This is a genomic window from Pyxidicoccus sp. MSG2 (genome assembly GCF_026626705.1).
Classification (GTDB): domain Bacteria; phylum Myxococcota; class Myxococcia; order Myxococcales; family Myxococcaceae; genus Myxococcus.
This window is the reverse complement of the sequence record NZ_JAPNKC010000001.1, coordinates 6666773-6684724: the sequence shown is the minus strand read 5'-3', so window position 1 is coordinate 6684724 and position 17952 is coordinate 6666773. Positions and strand designations below refer to the sequence as shown.

The 17952-nt window shown below is 66.5% G+C and carries 18 protein-coding genes and 1 pseudogene; 10 read left to right on the top strand and 9 right to left on the bottom strand.

What is annotated here, in order from left to right:
• Positions 1–230: 230 nt before the first annotated feature.
• Both OV427_RS26355 and OV427_RS26350 read left to right on the top strand, forming a co-directional pair.
• Entirely contained in the window at positions 231–1694 is a 1464-nt protein-coding gene (locus tag OV427_RS26355; RefSeq protein WP_267858934.1) for a S28 family serine protease, read from the top strand.
• Between the two features lie 86 nt (positions 1695–1780).
• Positions 1781–2341 carry an imm11 family protein gene (locus tag OV427_RS26350; RefSeq protein WP_267858933.1) on the top strand — a complete coding sequence of 187 codons (561 nt, stop codon included), beginning with the start codon at positions 1781–1783 and terminating at the stop codon, positions 2339–2341.
• Between the two features lie 250 nt (positions 2342–2591).
• Here OV427_RS26350 and OV427_RS26345 read toward each other — a convergent pair whose 3' ends face one another.
• A complete protein-coding gene (locus OV427_RS26345) occupies positions 2592–3677 on the bottom strand; it encodes an aldo/keto reductase (protein ID WP_267858932.1) in 1086 nt (361 codons plus the stop codon).
• Between the two features lie 93 nt (positions 3678–3770).
• Between OV427_RS26345 and OV427_RS26340 the strand changes: the two genes are divergently transcribed.
• Positions 3771–4181 (top strand): MarR family winged helix-turn-helix transcriptional regulator, encoded by a 411-nt coding sequence (locus OV427_RS26340; protein WP_267858931.1) that lies wholly within the window; start codon positions 3771–3773, stop codon positions 4179–4181.
• 996 nt (positions 4182–5177) lie between these two features.
• On the opposite strand, the gene OV427_RS26335 is transcribed toward OV427_RS26340, so the two are convergent.
• Positions 5178–6611: a hypothetical protein gene (locus tag OV427_RS26335; RefSeq protein ID WP_267858930.1), complete on the bottom strand. Its 1434-nt coding sequence runs from the start codon at positions 6609–6611 to the stop codon at positions 5178–5180.
• 199 nt (positions 6612–6810) lie between these two features.
• Here OV427_RS26335 and OV427_RS26330 point away from each other — a divergent pair, with 199 nt between their 5' ends.
• A complete protein-coding gene (locus tag OV427_RS26330) occupies positions 6811–6957 on the top strand; it encodes a hypothetical protein (protein ID WP_267858929.1) in 147 nt (48 codons plus the stop codon).
• Positions 6958–7084: 127 nt separating this feature from the next.
• Here the strand turns inward: OV427_RS26330 and tnpC are convergent.
• From tnpC to OV427_RS26305, 5 genes and pseudogenes are all read right to left on the bottom strand, one after another.
• Positions 7085–8481: pseudogene (gene tnpC, locus OV427_RS26325) on the bottom strand (IS66 family transposase).
• Between the two features lie 157 nt (positions 8482–8638).
• Positions 8639–8977, bottom strand: coding sequence for an IS66 family insertion sequence element accessory protein TnpB (gene tnpB, locus OV427_RS26320; protein ID WP_267858928.1), 339 nt, complete (start codon positions 8975–8977; stop codon positions 8639–8641).
• On the bottom strand, positions 8971–9129 hold the full coding sequence (locus tag OV427_RS26315; protein WP_267858927.1) for a hypothetical protein: 159 nt from the start codon (positions 9127–9129) through the stop codon (positions 8971–8973). Before OV427_RS26315 ends, tnpB begins: the two co-directional genes overlap by 7 nt.
• A gap of 45 nt (positions 9130–9174) precedes the next feature.
• On the bottom strand, positions 9175–9297 hold the full coding sequence (locus OV427_RS26310; RefSeq protein ID WP_267858926.1) for a hypothetical protein: 123 nt from the start codon (positions 9295–9297) through the stop codon (positions 9175–9177).
• Positions 9298–9630: 333 nt separating this feature from the next.
• Positions 9631–10092, bottom strand: coding sequence for a VOC family protein (locus OV427_RS26305; RefSeq protein WP_267858925.1), 462 nt, complete (start codon positions 10090–10092; stop codon positions 9631–9633).
• 98 nt (positions 10093–10190) lie between these two features.
• Here OV427_RS26305 and OV427_RS26300 point away from each other — a divergent pair, with 98 nt between their 5' ends.
• From OV427_RS26300 to OV427_RS26290, 3 genes are all read left to right on the top strand, one after another.
• Entirely contained in the window at positions 10191–11405 is a 1215-nt protein-coding gene (locus OV427_RS26300; RefSeq protein WP_267858924.1) for a methyltransferase, read from the top strand.
• 218 nt (positions 11406–11623) lie between these two features.
• On the top strand, positions 11624–12148 hold the full coding sequence (locus tag OV427_RS26295) for a hypothetical protein (RefSeq protein ID WP_267858923.1): 525 nt from the start codon (positions 11624–11626) through the stop codon (positions 12146–12148).
• A gap of 6 nt (positions 12149–12154) precedes the next feature.
• Positions 12155–12826, top strand: coding sequence for a hypothetical protein (locus tag OV427_RS26290; protein WP_267858922.1), 672 nt, complete (start codon positions 12155–12157; stop codon positions 12824–12826).
• A gap of 62 nt (positions 12827–12888) precedes the next feature.
• Here OV427_RS26290 and OV427_RS26285 read toward each other — a convergent pair whose 3' ends face one another.
• Positions 12889–13344 carry a hypothetical protein gene (locus OV427_RS26285; RefSeq protein WP_267858921.1) on the bottom strand — a complete coding sequence of 152 codons (456 nt, stop codon included), beginning with the start codon at positions 13342–13344 and terminating at the stop codon, positions 12889–12891.
• 148 nt (positions 13345–13492) lie between these two features.
• Positions 13493–15013 carry a DUF4157 domain-containing protein gene (locus tag OV427_RS26280; protein WP_267858920.1) on the bottom strand — a complete coding sequence of 507 codons (1521 nt, stop codon included), beginning with the start codon at positions 15011–15013 and terminating at the stop codon, positions 13493–13495.
• 114 nt (positions 15014–15127) lie between these two features.
• Here OV427_RS26280 and OV427_RS26275 point away from each other — a divergent pair, with 114 nt between their 5' ends.
• From OV427_RS26275 to OV427_RS26265, 3 genes are all read left to right on the top strand, one after another.
• Positions 15128–15601, top strand: coding sequence for a hypothetical protein (locus OV427_RS26275; protein ID WP_267858919.1), 474 nt, complete (start codon positions 15128–15130; stop codon positions 15599–15601).
• Between the two features lie 190 nt (positions 15602–15791).
• Positions 15792–15995, top strand: coding sequence for a hypothetical protein (locus tag OV427_RS26270; protein ID WP_267858918.1), 204 nt, complete (start codon positions 15792–15794; stop codon positions 15993–15995).
• A gap of 128 nt (positions 15996–16123) precedes the next feature.
• Positions 16124–17938: a phage tail sheath subtilisin-like domain-containing protein gene (locus OV427_RS26265; protein ID WP_267858916.1), complete on the top strand. Its 1815-nt coding sequence runs from the start codon at positions 16124–16126 to the stop codon at positions 17936–17938.
• The last annotated feature ends 14 nt before the right edge of the window (positions 17939–17952 follow it).

Below are 17952 nucleotides of genomic sequence, written 5' to 3'. Positions count from 1 at the left end.
GCGCCTCGCCCTCCTCTTCGCCGGGCGGGCGCGGCGCTCCTACCTACGCCGTCTTCGGGGTGCTGGTGACGCGGTTGCGCCGCCGCCACGCGGCGTAGTGCAGTTGCAGGTGCAATAAAAAGGACTTCGCCGTTCAGCTCCGTGCGCCGAAAATGTGGGATGCGCCGCGATGGAGCGGCTCTTCCGTGCATGGGCGCTCGCGCGCGAAGTACCTACCCCCAGGAGCTTGAATGAAGCGGTCAGAAGCCGTTGGCGTTTTCAAGGGTGCAGGGTGGCTCGTTGTTGCCGTGTTGCTGCAGTCCTGCGGGGACGCCACGCTCGCGGCGTCCTCGGCGGCGGAGCCTCCCGCGCGGGCCGTGGGCGCGCTGGAGGCGGTAGCGGACTCGGAGGACATCCTCACCCGACTCCAGTCCATCCCCGGGCTCACCGTCCTCGACGAGCGGCCCTCGCCCTACGCGGGCACTCGCTTCTTCCGGATGGTGTTCGAGCAGCCCGCGGACCACCAGCGTCCCCTGGGTGAGCGCTTCCAGCTCCGGGTGAATCTGCTGCACCGCTCGGTGGACGCGCCCATGGTGCTCTTTGGGAGCGGCTATGGCCTGGGGGACAACCCGTCTCGGGCCGAGCCCACCGCGCTGCTCGGCGCCAACCAGCTCTCGCTGGAGCACCGCTTCTTCGGCACCTCGCGACCGGCCTCGAATGACTGGAAGCAGCTCGACATCCGGCAGGCCGCGGGCGACTACCACCGCATCGTCGAGGCCTTCAAGCCGCTGTACTCCGGGCGCTGGCTGAACACCGGCAGCAGCAAGGGCGGCATGGCGGCCGTGTACCACCGCTACTTCTACCCGGACGACGTGGACGTCACCGTGCCGTACGTCGCACCCAACAGCCACGGGATGGATGACGGGCGCTACGCCCGCTTCGTCGAGCAGGTGGGCGACGCCGACTGCCGCGCGAAGCTCCAGGCCTTCCAGCGGGCCGTGCTGTTGCACCGCGCGGAGATGATGCCCTTCATGGATGAGCTGGTGGTCCTCGGGGGCACGGACTTCTACGTGATTGGCGGAAGGGACCGCGCCCTGGAGTTCGCCGTCGTCGAGACGTCCTTCTACTTCTGGCAATACTGGGGCACGCCCTACTGCGAGGACGTCCCCGCGCCCGACGCGTCGGCGGCGGAGCTCTTCACCTTCCTGGACGGCATCGTCAGCATCTCCTTCACCTACGGCGACGTGTGGCTCGACTACTACGCGGCCTACTACTACCAGGCGGCGACGGAGCTGGGCTTTACGCGCTTCTCCACACGGCACCTGCACGGGCTGCTGCGCTACCCGGGCGAGGACGAGCCCCGCGCGTACCTGTCCTTCCCCGTGAGGGAGCGGTTCGACCACGGCCTCATGCACCACGTGGAGAACTGGGTGCGCAGCCAGGGGGAGCGGATGCTCTTCATCTACGGAGAGAATGACCCCTGGTCCTCCGGCGCCTTCTCCGTGCGCGAGCGCAATGACTCCTTCCGCTTCATCGTCCCGGGCGGCGAGCACGGCTCGCGCATCAGCCGCCTGCCCGAGCCCGAGCGCACCCAGGCCGTGGAGCACCTCTACCGGTGGATGGGGCTGGACGTGCAGGCCGCGGGGGCTCGCTCCCTGACGCTCGATGCCGAGCTGGACGCGGAGCGCAGCATGGAGCCGCGCTTCCGTCTGTAGCCCTGAAACACGAGGACACCGCCTCCACCCGCCGTGGCCGGGTGGGGGCGCCCCCGTTCGCGGCCCAACCAAGGAATGCCTGAGGAATGTACTACATACTGGAATGTTTCAGTTCGTCCAACGGCCATAAGGCGCGTATCGAATATCGCGATGACGATCCATTCAGGTTCTGGAATGCGGGTGAGCGGCTTGAAAGTGTGCCGGACCTGCCGATACGTGCGCGCGTGGTGACGGACAAACAAAGCATGCTGGCCGAGCTCTGGGACACGCCCTTGCCGCTGATGACCAGGCGCCTGCACGACGTACTCGTGGCCGCGGGGGTGACCAACCTCGATGTGTATCCCGTCATCCTTACCGACAGTCGTTCAGGCGAAGAGATCACGGACTACCTGGCATTCAACATCATAGGCGCCATTGCCGCGGCCGATCTGCAGGCAACACGGTTTGCTCCCGGATCGACCGAACGCACGATATCGGCGGACATCGACAGTCTGGCAATAGACCCGGCGAAAACCAGAGGAGCCTTGATGTTCCGGCTGGCGGAGGCGGTCAATGCCATTATCGTACATGAACAGGTCAAGGCTGCTGTCGAGGCTTCGGGAATCGGCACCTTGACGTTCATGTCGCCCGAAGACTGGGTGGGCTGAGTAGAGCTGGACTTGTGCGGGCACGCCACGCTGGCCGCCGCGCATGTGATTGCGCGGCATCTCGACCCGTCCGTCGAATCGATCCGGTGCGGTACACGGGGAACGTACCGGGTGACGGCCCATCGCAACAGTCGTTCCGACAGGCCTTTCGCGCGTGATGGCTTCAGCGATGCGTGCGAGGATGCCCGTCGCCCCAACTCCAAATGAGGCCAACGTGCCGAGTGCCACGAGCAAGTCAATCCCTGCTCGGTCAGTACGGCTTTTCGCCCTTCACCACCCCGAAGTCGGACGGCGGCGCGAAGACGCCGTTCACCGTCGTTCCACCGTTGTGGATGGCGGGGAACATGGGCTGCATGTTCTGGGGGAAGCCGAAGGTGGGCCTGGTGAGCGCATCGAGGCGCTGAAGGTCCCCAGTGGTCAACTTCACCTCGAGGGCGCCCACGTTGTCCTCCAGCTGCGACAGCCGCCGCGCGCCGATGATGGTCGACGACACCCCGGGCTGCGCCTGCACCCAGGCCAGGGCGACTCGTGCCACGGTGCTCTCGTGCGCGCGGGCGATGTCCCCGAGCGCGTCGACGACGGCGTAGGTCTTCTCGTTCAGGAAGGTGTCCACGAAGAAGCCCCGGTCGCCCTTCAGCTGACCGGCATTGGCGCGGGTGTACTTGCCGCTGAGCGCACCGCTCTTGAGCGGCGACCAGGGCGTGATTCCGAGCCCGAACTCCCTGGCCATGGGCACAAGCTCCTGCTCCACGCTGCGCTCGAGCAGTGAATACTCAATCTGCAACCCGATGAAGGACGACCAGCCGCGGAAGCGCGCCGTCATGTTCGCTTCGACAATCTTCCACGCGGGCGTGTCCGAGACGCCGAGGTAGCGGACCTTCCCGGCCCGGACGAGGTCCTCGAGCGCGGCCATCGTCTCGTCGATGGGCGTATGGATGTCCCAGTTGTGCAGCCAGTAGAGGTCGATGTAGTCGGTCTGCAGGCGGCGGAGCGAGTTCTCGCAGGCCGAGATGATGGACTTCCGGCCGGAGCCGCCGCCGTTCGGGTCGCCCGGGTAGAGATTCCCACTGAACTTCGTCGCAATCACGAGCCGGTCTCGCCGGGCGGGGTGGCGACCGAGGTGGTCGCCGATGATCTTCTCGGAATGGCTCTTCGTGTAGAAGTTCGCGGTGTCGATGAAGTTGCCGCCGAGCTCGATGTACCGGTCGAGGATTTGCTGGGACTCCTCGACACTCGACCCCCAGCCGAGGTCCTCACCAAAGGTCATGGCACCAAGGCACAGCGGGCTCACGCGCAGGCCGGAACGGCCGAGCGTCACGTAGTGGTCGAGAGGCATGATGGGCTCCAGGGGCGTGCTACATTGTAGGGAACGCGAATTGGTTCAATCTGGAACTGGTTTAATGATGAACCAATTTCCGCGCAAGGAGCCATGGCGAAAATCGACCCGGCGAAAATCTGGTCCCTCAACCACCGGCTGCTGATGTCGGTGATTTCCAGCGTCGCCGCTGACATCGCCGCGCTGGGGGTGGAGACGAAGGAGCTGTTCGTGCTCGCGGACGTGGACGAGCACCCCTATCCGGCCGAGCTGGCGGCGTCCCTGTGCATGCCCAAGCCGACGGTGACGCTGTACGTGAAGCGGCTCGAGGCCGCGGGCTTCCTGCGCCGGGAGATCGACACCGAGGACCTGCGGCGGCACCGGCTGCAGCTCACCCCGGCTGGCCGCAAGGTGATGCAGCATGGCACCGCGTTGCTGTCAGGAGCGTTCGGTGAGCGGCTCGGACGCCTGAGCGCCGCACAGCAGGCGGAGCTGCGGGCCCTGCTGGAGAAGATGAGCGGCTGACCCGTTGGGAGCCCGCACGCCGATATCCGGAGGACGGGGAGGCCGCCGCGGCCAACGAGTGGCTCTCCTTCTGGGGGCCCGCCTCCCTCCCCGCTCGAGGGAGAGAAGGCACGGCGACTCCTGGGCTGGGCCCCGCGCTACACCCTAGAGGAGGGACTGCGCGAGACGGCCAGCTGTTTCCATCCCTGAGGCAGGGCTCGCTTCTTCTTCTGGTTCTTGCGCACACAAGGCCGAACGGAGCGGGTTCCTGCCGCTTCCCCGCTCTCCTGCGCATGCCTGCCCCTCCGGGCCGCTCGATAATCACGCCCTGTCGTTTAGAGGCCGGCAGCAACCCAGGATTTACTTGATTGTAAATATGGGACCTACAAACAAGCTACCCGTGCCAGTTGATAAATTGAGTTGCCATCCTAGATATGCACCGAGACTTACGCGCCGGATGCCAGAATCCGTCTTAAAATTATATGTCAATTTAACACCGGTCCCCAGGCTAAAAATAGGATTGGCTTGCGTGCTGCTGCTGACTGATGTCTGGCTTGTGGTAGTGGGCTGGCCAGTTTGCGGATCTGTCGTTACAACATCAACTCGTGTTTGCGTGGTCTCTTTCGTTGACTCAATTAGTGGCGCGGCCGAGACAACGAGCCCGACTTGCAACCCATCTTCTGGTTTGGCTCGTAGGGTCATTTTCCCTAATGAGGAACAGTGTGGCCTTACAAACCTCCACTCAAGGTCGTACGCAATCCCAGATCCCCATCTAATCTGCTTATCCCTAAACCAAAAAACTATTGGCAATGGGACATAGAACCCCGTAGCCGCCCCTTCTTTGTATGAGAAGGATGGATAGAATTTTTCGCGACACCTCTCGACAGCTGCAATGTCATCAGGGTCCGATGTCCCAACGTAGATCAGGCCCTCATCCACAGTCTGGGCATTCGCAGACCAGGAAAAGGAGACGACAACAAACATAGACAGGAAATAAGAGGCCTTAGTGGACATGGTCTACCTCCGCCTCAAGAGATACCCAAGCGAGTAGTGCAAATTGGCTGCCCTTAGTTGAGACACGAAATCAGGCCACCAGTCGCACTGATTATCCGGCAGGCAGGGAGTTATATTGGAGGCATCTTGTGCCATGCTCCTGATTCCCCCCTGGGTAACAATTCCAGGCTTTCCGGAAGCATTTCTTGCTGCTACGTATACCTCAGGATCTGCGCCATTGTCTTTGCAGGCAATGACAATAAAATGCTGTCCTGCCACGAGGGTGTCGTTGGAGCGAGTGGTGTCCTCGAAGGCCGTCCAGCCAGCCTTTTGACATGAAGAGTAGCTATAGACATCTCTAAGGTCACTGATGCTCAATATGTCCCGCAAGAACAAATAGGGGAGCTCTTTAATTCCAAATGCTCCTACCTGGGCTATGTTTTCGCTTATCATCAAGACAAGAGGGAGTCGATTCTCTGTCTGAAATTCGGGTAGATACCTGTATCTCTGGTCAATAGCGGGAATTTGAGTTGGCGGAAGAGGAGTGATTTTTAGTTCGCCGAGCGGCTGCGTGAGTTGTTGCAAAGATTGAATTGGGGCGGCTCCGCTCTGAGAGCCAAATCTAAATCCTATTGTATATGTAGCCGACACTGAAGCGCTGGATTGGGTGTAGACAACTGCCTGTCCCTCGGGCACGCCTGTTTTTTCAACCTTGGCAGCCTGTGCGCTTGCTAGAAAATTGAGGGCCTGAACGCAATCGCCAAGCAGTGGTTGCCATATGGGTTGAACAAAGATCAATCCCTGGTTCGGAACTTGCAATTGAACCGGATAACGTATCTTTTGAGTCTGAATAGGCCCATCGCATGGGGCGAGTACCCGTCTTAGCGAAAATGAGGACTTTCCAGAAGAAAACAGAACCGACGCGCTGCCTGAAACAAACTCAATATTCACCGACAACGACTGCGGATCTAGACCATATGCAGAAGGGAGCGCTAATGCAGCCTTGTCGATTGGTAATTTATTTTCAAATGCGGCAGCCTGTGGATTTGGCTTGGCATGACAGGAGTATATGCCGCCTGCAGGGCCGGTGCAGTCAAGTGAATAGAACGAGCCTGCGTCTATTGTAGGGCGCTGAGCGATACAGAATGGGATCGCACATGCGGCGCCGGGAATCTTCTGCTCGATCAGAAACGGAGCAAACGTGGTCTTGAGTGCATTGGCAATTGCCTGTTGAGCATCAATTCCCGACAGAGAGATTTCTCTAGTTGAGTCGTTGATTTGGGCGCTAATCACTATTTCTGGTGTCGCAGCGATCCCGCCCTCTGGTTTGCTGCTGAATCTGATATTTGAACTGGAAACCGGAACAGCGTTCGGGTTGGCGCAGTCCTGGGCATGTGAAACCAGCGGCAGGAATGCGGCAGCCACTACGAGGCACATTGCTGCGATTGCGTGCTTCATGCTCCCCCCTGTGTCAGGCGGCCTGTTGGCAAGCAGGTAGTATACGCGGAGGCATTTAAGAGCGCATAGGAGGAACAGGAGCCCTGTTGCGACGAGAGGCTGGAGTGGGCATGGGGCGTTGAGAGGCAGGAGGGTCTCCTCCGCCCCAGGGATCCCTGAGACACCTCTCTGGGGGATAGCCTCCCCTCGCGAGGTGGATGTGAAGAAGCAGAAGCAAGACAGGACGGCAGAGCGCGGCCGGTTCGCGGTGGGAGAGCTGATGATGAAGAATGAGCTACTGGCCGAGAAGGCGCGGTTGCTGGAGGGCAACGCCCCCGGTTTTCCTTGGAGGAAGTCGAGAGCATGAGCGCCGAGCTCTGTATCCGTCCGGCGAACGCCGTGCCGGACCGGTTGAGGACAGACGGGAGCTGTGCTCGACGGTGGTCGCGAGCCTGGGCGTGAGCGAGTGGATGGGATGGAGCTGAGCGAGGGGCTCAGGAGGAGTCGGCGGCGCGCAAGCGCTTCCACTCGTGCGGCAGCAGCTCGCCGATGCGCGATTGGGGATGCGTCTGCACGTTCAGCAGCACGTCGGCCAGGTACGCCTCGGGGTTGACGTCGTTGACCTCGCAGGTGGCCACCAGCACGTAGAGCCCGGCCAGGTTCTCTCCCGCGGCTTCGTGGCCGACGAAGAGAAAGTTTTTGCGGCCCAGGGCCGCTTTTCTCAAGGCGCCCTCGCTGCGGTTGGTGTCCAAGGGCAGGCGCTCGTCGCAGACGAAGCAGCTCAGCGCCTCCCACTGCTTTAGCGCGTAGGCAATGGCCCCTCCCAGCGGCCCCTTCGGCGGGTGCTGTGACGACAGTACTTCGAACCAAGCTCGCAGACGCACGAGGACGGGGGCGCTGTGCTGCTGGCGCAATTCTCGATGGGCGGCCGTGCGCACCACGTCCGCCTCGTGCGCGAGGGCCTCCACCCGGTAGGGGCCAGGATGAGGTCCATGGCCTCGCGGGCCTCGGGAGAGGTTGCGAGCGCGTCGAAGAAGCGGCAACGGACATGCGCCCAACACCCGACGCGGGTGCGCCCGTAGGGCAGCGTCACCGGGTTGTAGCCGGTGTACCCGTCCACCACGAGCGCGCCCGTCGTGCCGCCCAGCACGTCCAGGGGCGTCTTGCCTCCGCGCCCCATGCTGGAGCGGTGGCCGATGAGCCACTCGCCCTTCTCGTGCTGGGTGAGGAACGTCCAGAGGTAGTCCAGCCGCGTCTTCTTCACGTCCAGCACCCGCAGCGGCGTCTCGTCGGCCCACACCACCTCGGCGGACGCAATGCATTGCAGCAAGTGGCGCGAGAGCGGCAGCAGCACCGAGGCCGACAGGTGGAAGAGGTCCGTCAGAGTGCTGCGACTTATGGGGACGCCGCCCCTCTCAATCCGCTGCGCCAGCCGGTGCAGGGGCATGGAGTCGGCGCACTTGGACGTCACCACGTGGGCCAGGAAGTCGGGGCCGTACCCACCCTTGTCCACCACCTTCGCGGGCGGGGGCGCGGTGACGACGCCCTGGCCGCACGCGCACGCCAGCACTTCCTGCACGTGCACCTGGCGCTCGAAACGGGCCGGTATGTATTCGTACACCTCGGTGGTACGGCCCTTGCCCAGCGCCTTCACCTCCTCGCTGCCGCAGGCGGGGCAGTGGCGCTCCTCGGCCGGGACGGTGTGGCGAATCTCGCGCATGGGCGCACCCTCGACTCTCCGGGCCGCGCGCTCGCGTCGTTTCTTCAGCGCCGCCTCGTCCCGTGCCGCCTGTGCCTACGCGCACGCCGCCTCCTTGCGCAGCTCGGCGGCGGCCACGGTCGGCAGCTTCTCCGCCTTCTTGCCGAAGACGTGGCGCTGGAGGGTCGCCATCTGGCTCTTGAGCGTGTCCAGTTCCCCGCCGATACGGCCCACCTCGGCCTTGAGCTCTTCGGCCTCCTCGCGCCAGGGGCAATGGTGGTAGAGTGGCAGCTGACGTGGCACCCGCGCGTAACACCCCACGAGGTAGGCCCTTACCCGCGTGACGTACTCAGCTACCTGTCCGCCTCGGGGGCACCCAGGCGGGCTGGCGCTTCACCTCGGCCACGTCAATGCCTTCCAGCAGCATCGCCAACTGGGTGGCGTCCACCCGCGGCAGCCGGAAGCGGCCCGTCTCCAATCGCTTGTAGTACAGGACGAAGCCGCCTCGGCTGAAGGTGAGGATTTTCACCCGGTCTCCTCGCCGGCTGACGAAGGCGAAGAGGTGGCCCGAGTAGACGTCCTCGCCCCATGCGGTGCGTACCAAGGCCATGAGCCCGTCTATCGACTTGCGCATGTCCACCTGCCCGGTGGCCAGCAGGATTCGCACCGAGGCCGGCAACGTCAGCACGCCGCACGCCTCAGGGCCGCCACCAGTCGCGCCACGTAGTCGACGTCAGTGCCCGACGCGAAGCTCACGCGCGCCCCGCCTACGGTGAGCACTTCCAACGGCACCTCCTCCGCCATGGGCGCTCCGCTCACCTGCACGGGCAGCAGGCGCATGGGCGGCTCCACCTCGGTACTCACCTAGCGCCGACGCCGGTACACCTACGACTGCAACGTTCTCAGCCGCAGCCCTCGGCTCTCGGCGAACTCCCGCTGCGTCTGCCCGCTCGCTTCGAACTCCTCGGCGACGCGCGCCCACTCCGGCTTCTCAGCTCTCTTCGGCACCAGACAAGGGATGACCTGACTTGCTCATCTCCTCAAGGCCCCGCAGCACGTCGTCCATCGTACGGATACGTAAGAACGTCGGAGAGGAGCCCTGCATCCTTCAACAGCACCCACCGCACCCGGTGAGGAAAGGACAGTGTCCACTGCCGGTAGGGCCGTGCTCGGAGTGGCCGCAACGGCGGCACTTGTGGCCCCACCCCTCGACAAGCTGGGCCCGGTTCATCGCGGACCGGAGCAGTGCCGCAAGGTCCACGAACCCGTCTTTCAATGACGGTGGGCGGGCCTCCCACGCGCCCGCGGAGCCCCGCCACCGTGGCACTCCTTTCAGAGTGCTCAGCTCGCGCGCGCCGCGGCTTCCAGCGCCGCGATGTCCATCTTGATCATGCCCATCATGGCCTGCATGGCCTTGGGATGGCTCAACAGCTCCTCGACATTGCGTGGCACCACCTGCCAGCACAGGCCGAAGCGGTCGATCAGCCAGCCACAGGCCATGGGCTTGCCACCTCCCGCCATCAGCTTCTCCCAGTACGCGTCGAGCTCTTTTTGCGAATCGCAACGCACGAAGAACGAGAACGCAGGCGTGAGCTGGTGCGCGGGCCCGCCGTTCATGAACGTCATCTCCTGGCCCTCGAGCTCGATGACGAGGGTCGCGATCTTCCCTTCCGGCCACGGCCCTACGCCCTTCGAGCGCAGCTCCTTCACCTTGCGCGCATGCGGAAAGACGCCGAGGTAGAACCCAGCGGCTTCTTCCGCGTTGTCGTTGAACCAGAGAAACGGTGCGAGCTTGCTGGACATGATTGCTACTCCGGGAGCGTGAGGTTGAGGAAGCCGCCGTTCGCTTCCATACCGCACCCACCGGCGGAGCGGCGCGGCGGCGCATAGGATGAGCCGACATGGACTTCCAGGCGCGACTCGAGGCGCTCACGCACCAACTCCGGCCCTGGTCCGCGCTCTGGTCCCGCTCCATCCTCCAGGGCTGGCCCGAATCTGGCGCCGCCTATCCCGAGGACTGGCTGGCCTATGCCCGGTCGCTCGATGAAGCGGGCGAGCGGCGGCTGGACCAGGGGGCGCTCGTGGGCGTCCCGCCTCCCTCCCTGGGCGCGCTCCTGGGCGCGCTCCAGGAACTGACGGCGCTGCCCTGGCACGAGGGCCTTCACGCGCTGACAGTCTCGGAGACGCAGGGACTCAGCGCCAAGAAGACCCACGAGCTCGAGCGGGTGCTCGCCCTGCTCGCGCCCAGAACGCGCTTCATCCACCAGGCGGTCGATATCGGCGGCGGCATGGGACATCTCGCCCGCCTCTGTGCGCGCACCTTCGGGTGGACCTTCCACAGCATCGATCGGGACGCCGCGCTGCAGGACAAGGGCCGGCGGTGGCTGACGAGAACCCATCCCCCGGGCGGGGACACCCTGTGTTTCATCCAGGCCTCCGTCGAGGACGGGCTTCAACCTCAGCTCGATCCGCTCTTCTCCGGCCGGGACCGGGCCTCCATCGGTCTGCACACCTGCGGGCCGCTCGCCCTCACGCAGATTCGCAAGAGCCAGGGGGCGGGCTTCGTCCTGAACATCGGCTGCTGCTACGACAAGCTGGAGACCCCGCGGGATTACCCCGTCTCCCGCTTCGGAAGCGCGCACCCGCTGCCCTTCACCCCGCATGCCCTGGCGCTGACGACGCGGGGACGGCACCACAAGACCGAGGAGGAGTTCGCGCGGATGAAGCGGGTGTACGCGTGGCGCTTCGCGTTCGATCTCCTGACGAGGCGGCACTTCCCCGAGCGCGGCTTCGTGAGGGCAGGTGACGCGCCCCGGACGCTCTATGCCGGACGCTTCGCCGTCTACGCGCGCGACCGCCTGGAGCGCCTGGGCCTCGATGCCGGCATGACGGACGCCGAGCTGGATGCCTTCGAGGTGTCCGTTCGCGCCGAGACGCGGGAGCTCCTGCTCTGCCATCTGCTGAGGGACCGCTTCGCGAGGGCGTTGGAGGTCGTGCTCCTGCTGGATCGCGCGCTCCTCCTGGAGGAGCTGGGCTTCCAGGTCGAGCTCCTCCAGCTCTTCGATCCGCGCCTGTCTCCGCGCAACCTCGCGCTCATCGCGTCGCGGAGCGCTTGAGCCACGGGCGCGCCGAATGCAACTCCTGCACGAAGAGGTAGGCGTTGCATCGACGCGGACCGCCCACAGTGCAAGGTTTGCTCCTGGCCCGGCAGTCCCCTCGGAAGGCGCCGCTTTCGAGGGCTGGCATCCCGGTTGCTCAAGGAGTCCTCACGCAGGTCTCCCCGGACCGCATGACGCGGCTTCGCACCGGAGACCTGTGCCCCGAGGAACTCCCCATGAAGAACACCCACGGATTCATGTCGAAGTCGGTCATCGCCCTCGCCCTGCTGGGCGCCCTTCCCGCCGCCGCTGGCAATGCGACCTACCCGGGCGCGCTGTGCACCCCCATCAGCATCGCGGGCTCCGGCACGCCGACCATCTACCGCAGCGGCCGCCTCCTCAACCTGTCCAGCAACGCGTTCGAGGTCGTCTGCCCGATTCAGCGCAACGTCACCTTCCCGGCCCTGACGGAGGACATGACCGTCACCGTGAACGTGGTGGACGGCCACGGGAACGACGACATCTGCTGCGTCGCCACCGTGGCGCAGGCCGATGGCACGCCCATCACGGATGACGACGCCTGCACGAGCGGCGGGCTCTTCGATGTCCCCATGCCGGACAACCTCTCCATCAACCTGCCCTCGGTCTTCGCCGGCACGAATGGCTACGTGAGCGTGCGCTGCCGCGTCCCCGGGACGTTCCCTGGAGCCGGCGGCACCACGCTCTCCTCCGTCATCTCCAGCATCCTGGTCTCGGAGTAACCGCCGATGCGACAGGTCCGCTGGGGTGTCCTGGGACTGGCCGTGGTCGTCATGACCGCTACCAGCGTGTGGAGCATGAGGGGGGCTGCACTGGAGGAATCCATACCGCCCCCGGGGCCTCACGGGGACCGGGCCCTCGCGGAGCTGGAGCAGGAGCTGAAGGCCCTGCGCGCGGAGCTGGCGTCGCTGCGCCAGGAGCAGGACCACCGGGCGCAAGGGGTGGACGCCGCACGGGCCGCCCCGCCGCCGTCGCCAGAAGCGGGCCCGGCTCCCACCGAGCCGGGCGCACGGCCTGACGCGGCGGCACGGGCCTCGGCGGAACAGGCCCACCGGGAGCGGCTGGCCGAGTTGGACGCCGAGCTGGAGGCGGCGGCCGCGACGGAGCCTCGCGACATGCAGTGGGCGGGACGCACCGAGGCGCAGCTGGGTGAGGCCTTCCGCCTCCCGGAGCTCACCGGCTCCCACCTGGCCCGGGTGGACTGCCGCTCGCGGCTGTGCGTGCTGGAGGTGGAGCACGACCGGCCCGAGGCCCGCCTGGAGCTGCTGGGCTCGCTGCGGCGTGCGTCCGGGCTGCGAGGACAGGCGGTGTTGCGTCCCTCCGGGGACGGCAGCCGCCTCGCCTCTCGCGTCTACCTGTCCCGCGAGGGAGCGCGCCTGCCGCTGACGCTGCGCCGGTGAGCGCCCTGCGCCCCCCACCTCCACCCGTCGTCCTCGTCGGAGAAGACCCGCGCCCCCAGGCGCTACGGCTTCACGGTGAAGGCCCAGGTCTGCGCGGTGGTGGTGCGCGGCTGCGCTTCTTCCGGATGCTCCAGCCGGGAGAAGCCCAGCTCCCGTCTCCTGACGATGACCTCGTAGCGCCCGGGGGGCAGGGGCGCGAGCCGCGCCTCGAGCACCGCCTGCTCCTGGACGTTGGCCCCGAGGACGCCCTCGAAGACGCGGTGCTCCACCTCGAACTCGAAGCGCGTCCCCGCCGCCCGCGCGGCGACGAGCGAGAGCGTGTCGGGCGTGTTCACCGTCGTGAGCTGGACCCGCAGCACGAGCGGGCGACCGGCCGGCGCGTCGGTGGGGCCCGGCGAGAGAAAGGACTCCGCGAGGCCTGGCGCCCGGCTGGCCTCCAGCACGACCAGCCCTGGCGCGCCCTTCAACGAATCCAGGAGGCGATGAATCCCCGGAGTGCCCACCAGTTGCGCCGTCATGTCCGTCTTCCTCCGCTCGGCAGGGGCCGGGGGAATGGCCTCTTCGGGGACTGCCTTCACCGGCTGCGTACACCCCTCCAGGTTCAGCCATCCGACCAGGCAGAGCCCGACGGCCCTGGAAGGGAACACGGGCCCGGGGCTGCTCATGTCACGTGGTCGTCAGGTTGGCGTTCGCCTGGGTGTTGAAGACGGCCCCGCCGTGCATCGTGGGGAAGTTGCTGTCGGCGCCGCTGAAGACACGGCTGGTGTTCGTCTGGCCGCCGCCGGTGACCGTGACGCGGCTCGCGGCCGTGGCCCCCGCGCCATCGAAGGTGCCCGAGACGCTCAGGTTCCAGTACACGTGCGCCAGCGTCCGGAAGGCCCCCGCGCCGGTGCCCGCCGTGGTGTCCTGCGCGGTCACGTAGGCGACGAAGGCCATGCCCCAGTTGAACCAGCCACTGTTGCCCACGCGCCCCGCGATGGGATTGGTGTAGGGCTGCCGCCGCACGCCCGGCGTGTCCTGCAGGCGCGTGCTGCGCACGTCACCGTCGGCACCAAAGGCCCCGGAGGCAAACGCGTCGTGGTACCACGTGGTCCCCCCCGGCGTGGTGTCCCGGATGGGCGTGGTGACGCGGCTCGTCCTGTGGGTCCGGTTCGCGCCGCTGCCCCACCAGATGTTGAGCCAGAAGTCGCGCACGACCTGCTGGGGGCCGACCACGAAGTTGGCGAACGGGTCTCCCGCGTTGCCGTGGATGGTGATGTCCGTGGTCCATTCGAAGTGCGGCGCCGCCGCCGCGCCCTGGGCAATCTGGAACGTCGCGCCCGCCGTGTCCTCCTGCGCGGTGGGGTGGTTGCGGGTAATCACGTCGTTGCTGCGCGTGAAGGTGATGGCGCGCATCACCCGGGCGATGCCCGCGGATCGGCTCTGGACCGCGGGCGCCTCCTGGCCGCGCGAGACGGCGTCGGCGAACCCGTCGGCCTCGTGCTCCTCGGCGCTGGAGGGCGCGGAGACGCCCAGCCGGGCCGTGGAGGGCCGCGAGGCGCCCTGCTGCTGCACCGCATGCGCCGTCTCGTGCGCCAGCAGGTGGAACCCGCTGCTCGTCGACGGTTGGTACTCCCCCTCGCCGAAGTAGATGGACTGGCCGACGGTGAAGGCGCGCGCCCCCAGCATGCGGGCCGCGTGGTGGGAGGCCGCGTCGTTGTGGACGCGCACGCCCGACAGCGTCTGGCCGAAGGCTCCGCTCAGCCTGCCGTGGGCGCCCGACGGCAGCGCACCGCTCGCGGTGGAGCGGTCGATGGCCGTGCCGATGGTGCGCCCCACTCCGGCGCCCACCACCTCTCCCTCGGGCTCCAGGCCCTCCACGCTCGCGCCGAGCACTCCCCGCGCGGCGGAGCTCTGCACCTGCTGGGGCGCATGATCCAACGCCACGTGGGCGAAGTCCCAGCCGCGCGTCACCCCCAGCCCGCGGATGGAGCGGGACAGGCCGTCGTCGCCGTAGCGCGCCCCCACCTCGCCCAGGTGGCGGCCGGCCGTCCGGGCGTCCGCGGGCGCCACGTCCAGCGACCGGACGCCTCCACGCTCGTCCGTGATGGGCGTCTTTCCCCGGCTGTAAATCTGACGCTGGGCCCGCAGGATGGACGGTGAGCTGCTGTGCGGCGTCACCACGTGCTTCGTCCGGACGTTGCCCATGGGGCCTCCTTCGCGCGACCCAAGCCCATGTGTGAGGCATGATTTCATGCTCACACCCGCAGTGATATCATACCAACGCAAGCAGGTCGGGGGCGGCAGGAGAAGGGAGTCACCATGGCGCTGGTGGTTGCCACGCTGAAGAGCCAGCTCGAGCTCAACTGGCTGGTCCCGAAGGGCGGTAGTTTTCCGGAGAACGTCCAGCAGTCCGCGAACCGCTTCGCCGACGCGGTGGCCACGTGGTTCTCCACCGCGCAGGCCAACCTGGTGCCCTGCACCACCGCGCAGGCTCGCAAGGGCCAGCTCGCTACCCAGGCCGCCTCGGCGTTCAACGCGGGCAGCGCGCTCGCCGCGGGCCAGGACCTGGCCACCGCCCTCTCGGCGTACATCCAGGGTCAGCTCTTCGGCACGGGCACCGCCGGGCCGCCGGCGGGGACGGCGCTCGCGGCCAGCGCCTTCGGCGCGACGTTCACCAACGTCGACCTGGAGAACGGCGTGCGCGCTCAGCAGCTGGCCCAGGCCTGCCAGGCGCTGGCGCTCTCCACCGTCGTCGCCTTCCCGACGCCGCTGCCCCCTGGAAACGTGGCGTGAAGACCCGCCATCGCCGTCCCATGGCGGTGGTTGATTTCCCGTGTCAATGAAAGCCAATGCATTTCTGCTGAGTTCACTTGCATTCGTGATGCGGGACATGGTCTGAATCGCGCATCACTCGGGGTGAAGGCATCCACGTCGAGCGGGCGGCACCATTCGAGGACAGCGCAGTTCAGGTGGGGGATCTCCAATGCCTGTACGTGTCGTCAATCGTTCCCGCGGCCTGGTCACGGTCTCCCTCAACAGCGGCGAAAGCATCCACCTCGCTCCCGACGAGGCCTCCGGGCCCATCGACGAGCTGGAGGTCGACCGCAACACCTGGGTGGAGGCGCTGCTGAAGCGCCAGTGGATTGCCGTCGAGCGCGCCAGCGAGGGCCCGCGGGACGACACCTAGAGCGCCGCCTGCCGGGGGCAGGTTCATCAGGCTGGGCTGAACCGCAAGAAGCGAGGATAGCTATGGAGCGGCTGCATCCAGGTGTCTACGTGGAAGAGGTTTCCAGCGGTGTCCGCCCTCTCGAAGGGGTGAGCACCTCGACCACGGCGTTTGTCGGCAAGGCAGAGCGCGGGCCGCTGGACAGGGCGCTCATGGTCACCAGCTTCATCGAGTTCCAGGCCGTCTACGGCGGCTTCCTCGGTGACAGCTTCCTGGCCCACTCCGCGCTCCACTACTTCAACAACGGGGGCAAGCGGCTCTACATCCTGCGCGTCTCCAAGGACGCGGCGGCCGCGGAGGTCGCCATCGGCGACCGGAAGGGCACGACCGCGAAGACGCTCACGGTGACGGCCAACAGCGCGGGCAAGTGGGGCAATGACCTCGAGGCCGTCGTCGCCGATGGCACCCTGGACTCGGGCGACGAGTTCAAGCTGTCCATCCGGCAGGCCGGCGCCGTCGTGGAGGTCTTCGACAACCTGAGCGTCAATCCCATTGCCACGAACTTCGCCGACAACGTCGTCAACGCCCGCTCCCGCCTGGTCAAGGTGAAGGTGGAGACGACCAACGAATCGACCGTGGCGGGCACCAGCACCAGCGGCGCCTCCGCCGCGACGTCGCTGCCGGCCGGCAAGCGCGCGCTGGTGGTCAACATCGACGGTGACGGGCCGCAGACCATCACCCTCGCCGACCCATGCACGACGGGCAACGAGATTGCCCTGGCCATCCGCGGCGCGGTTCAGGGCCTCAGCCGCCAGCGCGCCAGCACCAATCCGGCGGCCTTCTCCAGCTTCGCCTGCGCCTTCGCCGCGGGCGTCTACACGCTGACCTCGGGCTCCACCGGCAAGCAGTCCTCGGTGGAGGTGACGAGCGACCCGACGGCGGCGAACGCGGCCACGCTCCTGAAGCTGGGCACCACCAACGGCGGCTCGGAGACCACCGGCTCGGCGATACTCCGCCCGGCCAATGGCACCTTCCTGCTCGGGGACGGCGTGGTGGGCGGCACGACGGTGGCGGTGACCCTGGGCAAGGACGGCCTCACGCCCCAGGACAACGACTACCTCAACGCCCTGCCCCTCCTGGATGGCGTGCAGGACGTGAACATCCTCGCGGTGCCCGGCATCGGCTCCAAGGCGGTGGTGGAGGCCGGCACGGCCTACTGCACGAAGCGCATGGACTGCTTCTTCGTGGGCGACATGGTGGCCACGGTCGACACCAAGGAGACGGCGCAGACGTTCGTGAACAGCCTCACGGTGAAGAGCTCCTACGGGGCGGTGTACTTCCCCTGGCTGAAGATGGTGGACCCCACCGGCGCCTCGCCGGAGCCCATCCCCGTGCCGCCCTCGGGCTTCGTCACCGGGCAGTACGCGCGCACGGACGCGCGCCGGGGCGTGTGGAAGGCACCGGCCGGCACGGAGGCGAACGTCCTGGGCGCGGTGGGGTTGCTGAAGCAACTGAGCGACGCCGAGCAGGACGTGCTCAACCCCATTGGCGTCAACGCGCTGCGCTTCTTCCCGGCCTCGGGCCTCGTCATCTGGGGCGCTCGCACGCTGGCCACCCAGTCCGACCCGGAGTACCGCTACATCCCCATCCGGCGCCTGGCCATCTTCCTGGAGCGCAGCATCTACAACGGCATCCAGTGGGCCGTGTTCGAGCCCAACGACGAGGACCTCTGGGCCAGCCTGCGGCTCAACATCGGCGCCTTCATGATGACGCAGTTCCGCGCGGGGGCCTTCCAGGGCAGCACGCCCTCGCAGGCCTTCTTCGTGAAGTGCGACCGGGACACCAACCCGCAGGACCAGGTCAACGCGGGCACCGTCACGGTGCAGGTGGGGTTCGCTCCCCTGCGGCCCGCGGAGTTCGTGGTGCTGAGAATCAGCCAGAAGACGGACCAGGCCGCAGCGTAGGCGAAAGAGAGTGA

Excerpts from the sequence above, each read along its gene's own strand:
- OV427_RS26355 (WP_267858934.1), top strand. The coding sequence starts at position 231 with ATGAAGCGGTCAGAAGCCGTTGGCGTTTTCAAGGGTGCAGGGTGGCTC.
- OV427_RS26350 (WP_267858933.1), top strand. The coding sequence starts at position 1,781 with ATGTACTACATACTGGAATGTTTCAGTTCGTCCAACGGCCATAAGGCG.
- OV427_RS26345 (WP_267858932.1), bottom strand. The coding sequence starts at position 3,677 with ATGCCTCTCGACCACTACGTGACGCTCGGCCGTTCCGGCCTGCGCGTG.
- OV427_RS26340 (WP_267858931.1), top strand. The coding sequence starts at position 3,771 with ATGGCGAAAATCGACCCGGCGAAAATCTGGTCCCTCAACCACCGGCTG.
- OV427_RS26335 (WP_267858930.1), bottom strand. The coding sequence starts at position 6,611 with ATGAAGCACGCAATCGCAGCAATGTGCCTCGTAGTGGCTGCCGCATTC.
- OV427_RS26315 (WP_267858927.1), bottom strand. The coding sequence starts at position 9,129 with ATGCGCCTGCTGCCCGTGCAGGTGAGCGGAGCGCCCATGGCGGAGGAG.
- OV427_RS26305 (WP_267858925.1), bottom strand. The coding sequence starts at position 10,092 with ATGTCCAGCAAGCTCGCACCGTTTCTCTGGTTCAACGACAACGCGGAA.
- OV427_RS26300 (WP_267858924.1), top strand. The coding sequence starts at position 10,191 with ATGGACTTCCAGGCGCGACTCGAGGCGCTCACGCACCAACTCCGGCCC.
- OV427_RS26295 (WP_267858923.1), top strand. The coding sequence starts at position 11,624 with ATGAAGAACACCCACGGATTCATGTCGAAGTCGGTCATCGCCCTCGCC.
- OV427_RS26290 (WP_267858922.1), top strand. The coding sequence starts at position 12,155 with ATGCGACAGGTCCGCTGGGGTGTCCTGGGACTGGCCGTGGTCGTCATG.
- OV427_RS26285 (WP_267858921.1), bottom strand. The coding sequence starts at position 13,344 with ATGACGGCGCAACTGGTGGGCACTCCGGGGATTCATCGCCTCCTGGAT.
- OV427_RS26280 (WP_267858920.1), bottom strand. The coding sequence starts at position 15,013 with ATGGGCAACGTCCGGACGAAGCACGTGGTGACGCCGCACAGCAGCTCA.
- OV427_RS26275 (WP_267858919.1), top strand. The coding sequence starts at position 15,128 with ATGGCGCTGGTGGTTGCCACGCTGAAGAGCCAGCTCGAGCTCAACTGG.
- OV427_RS26270 (WP_267858918.1), top strand. The coding sequence starts at position 15,792 with ATGCCTGTACGTGTCGTCAATCGTTCCCGCGGCCTGGTCACGGTCTCC.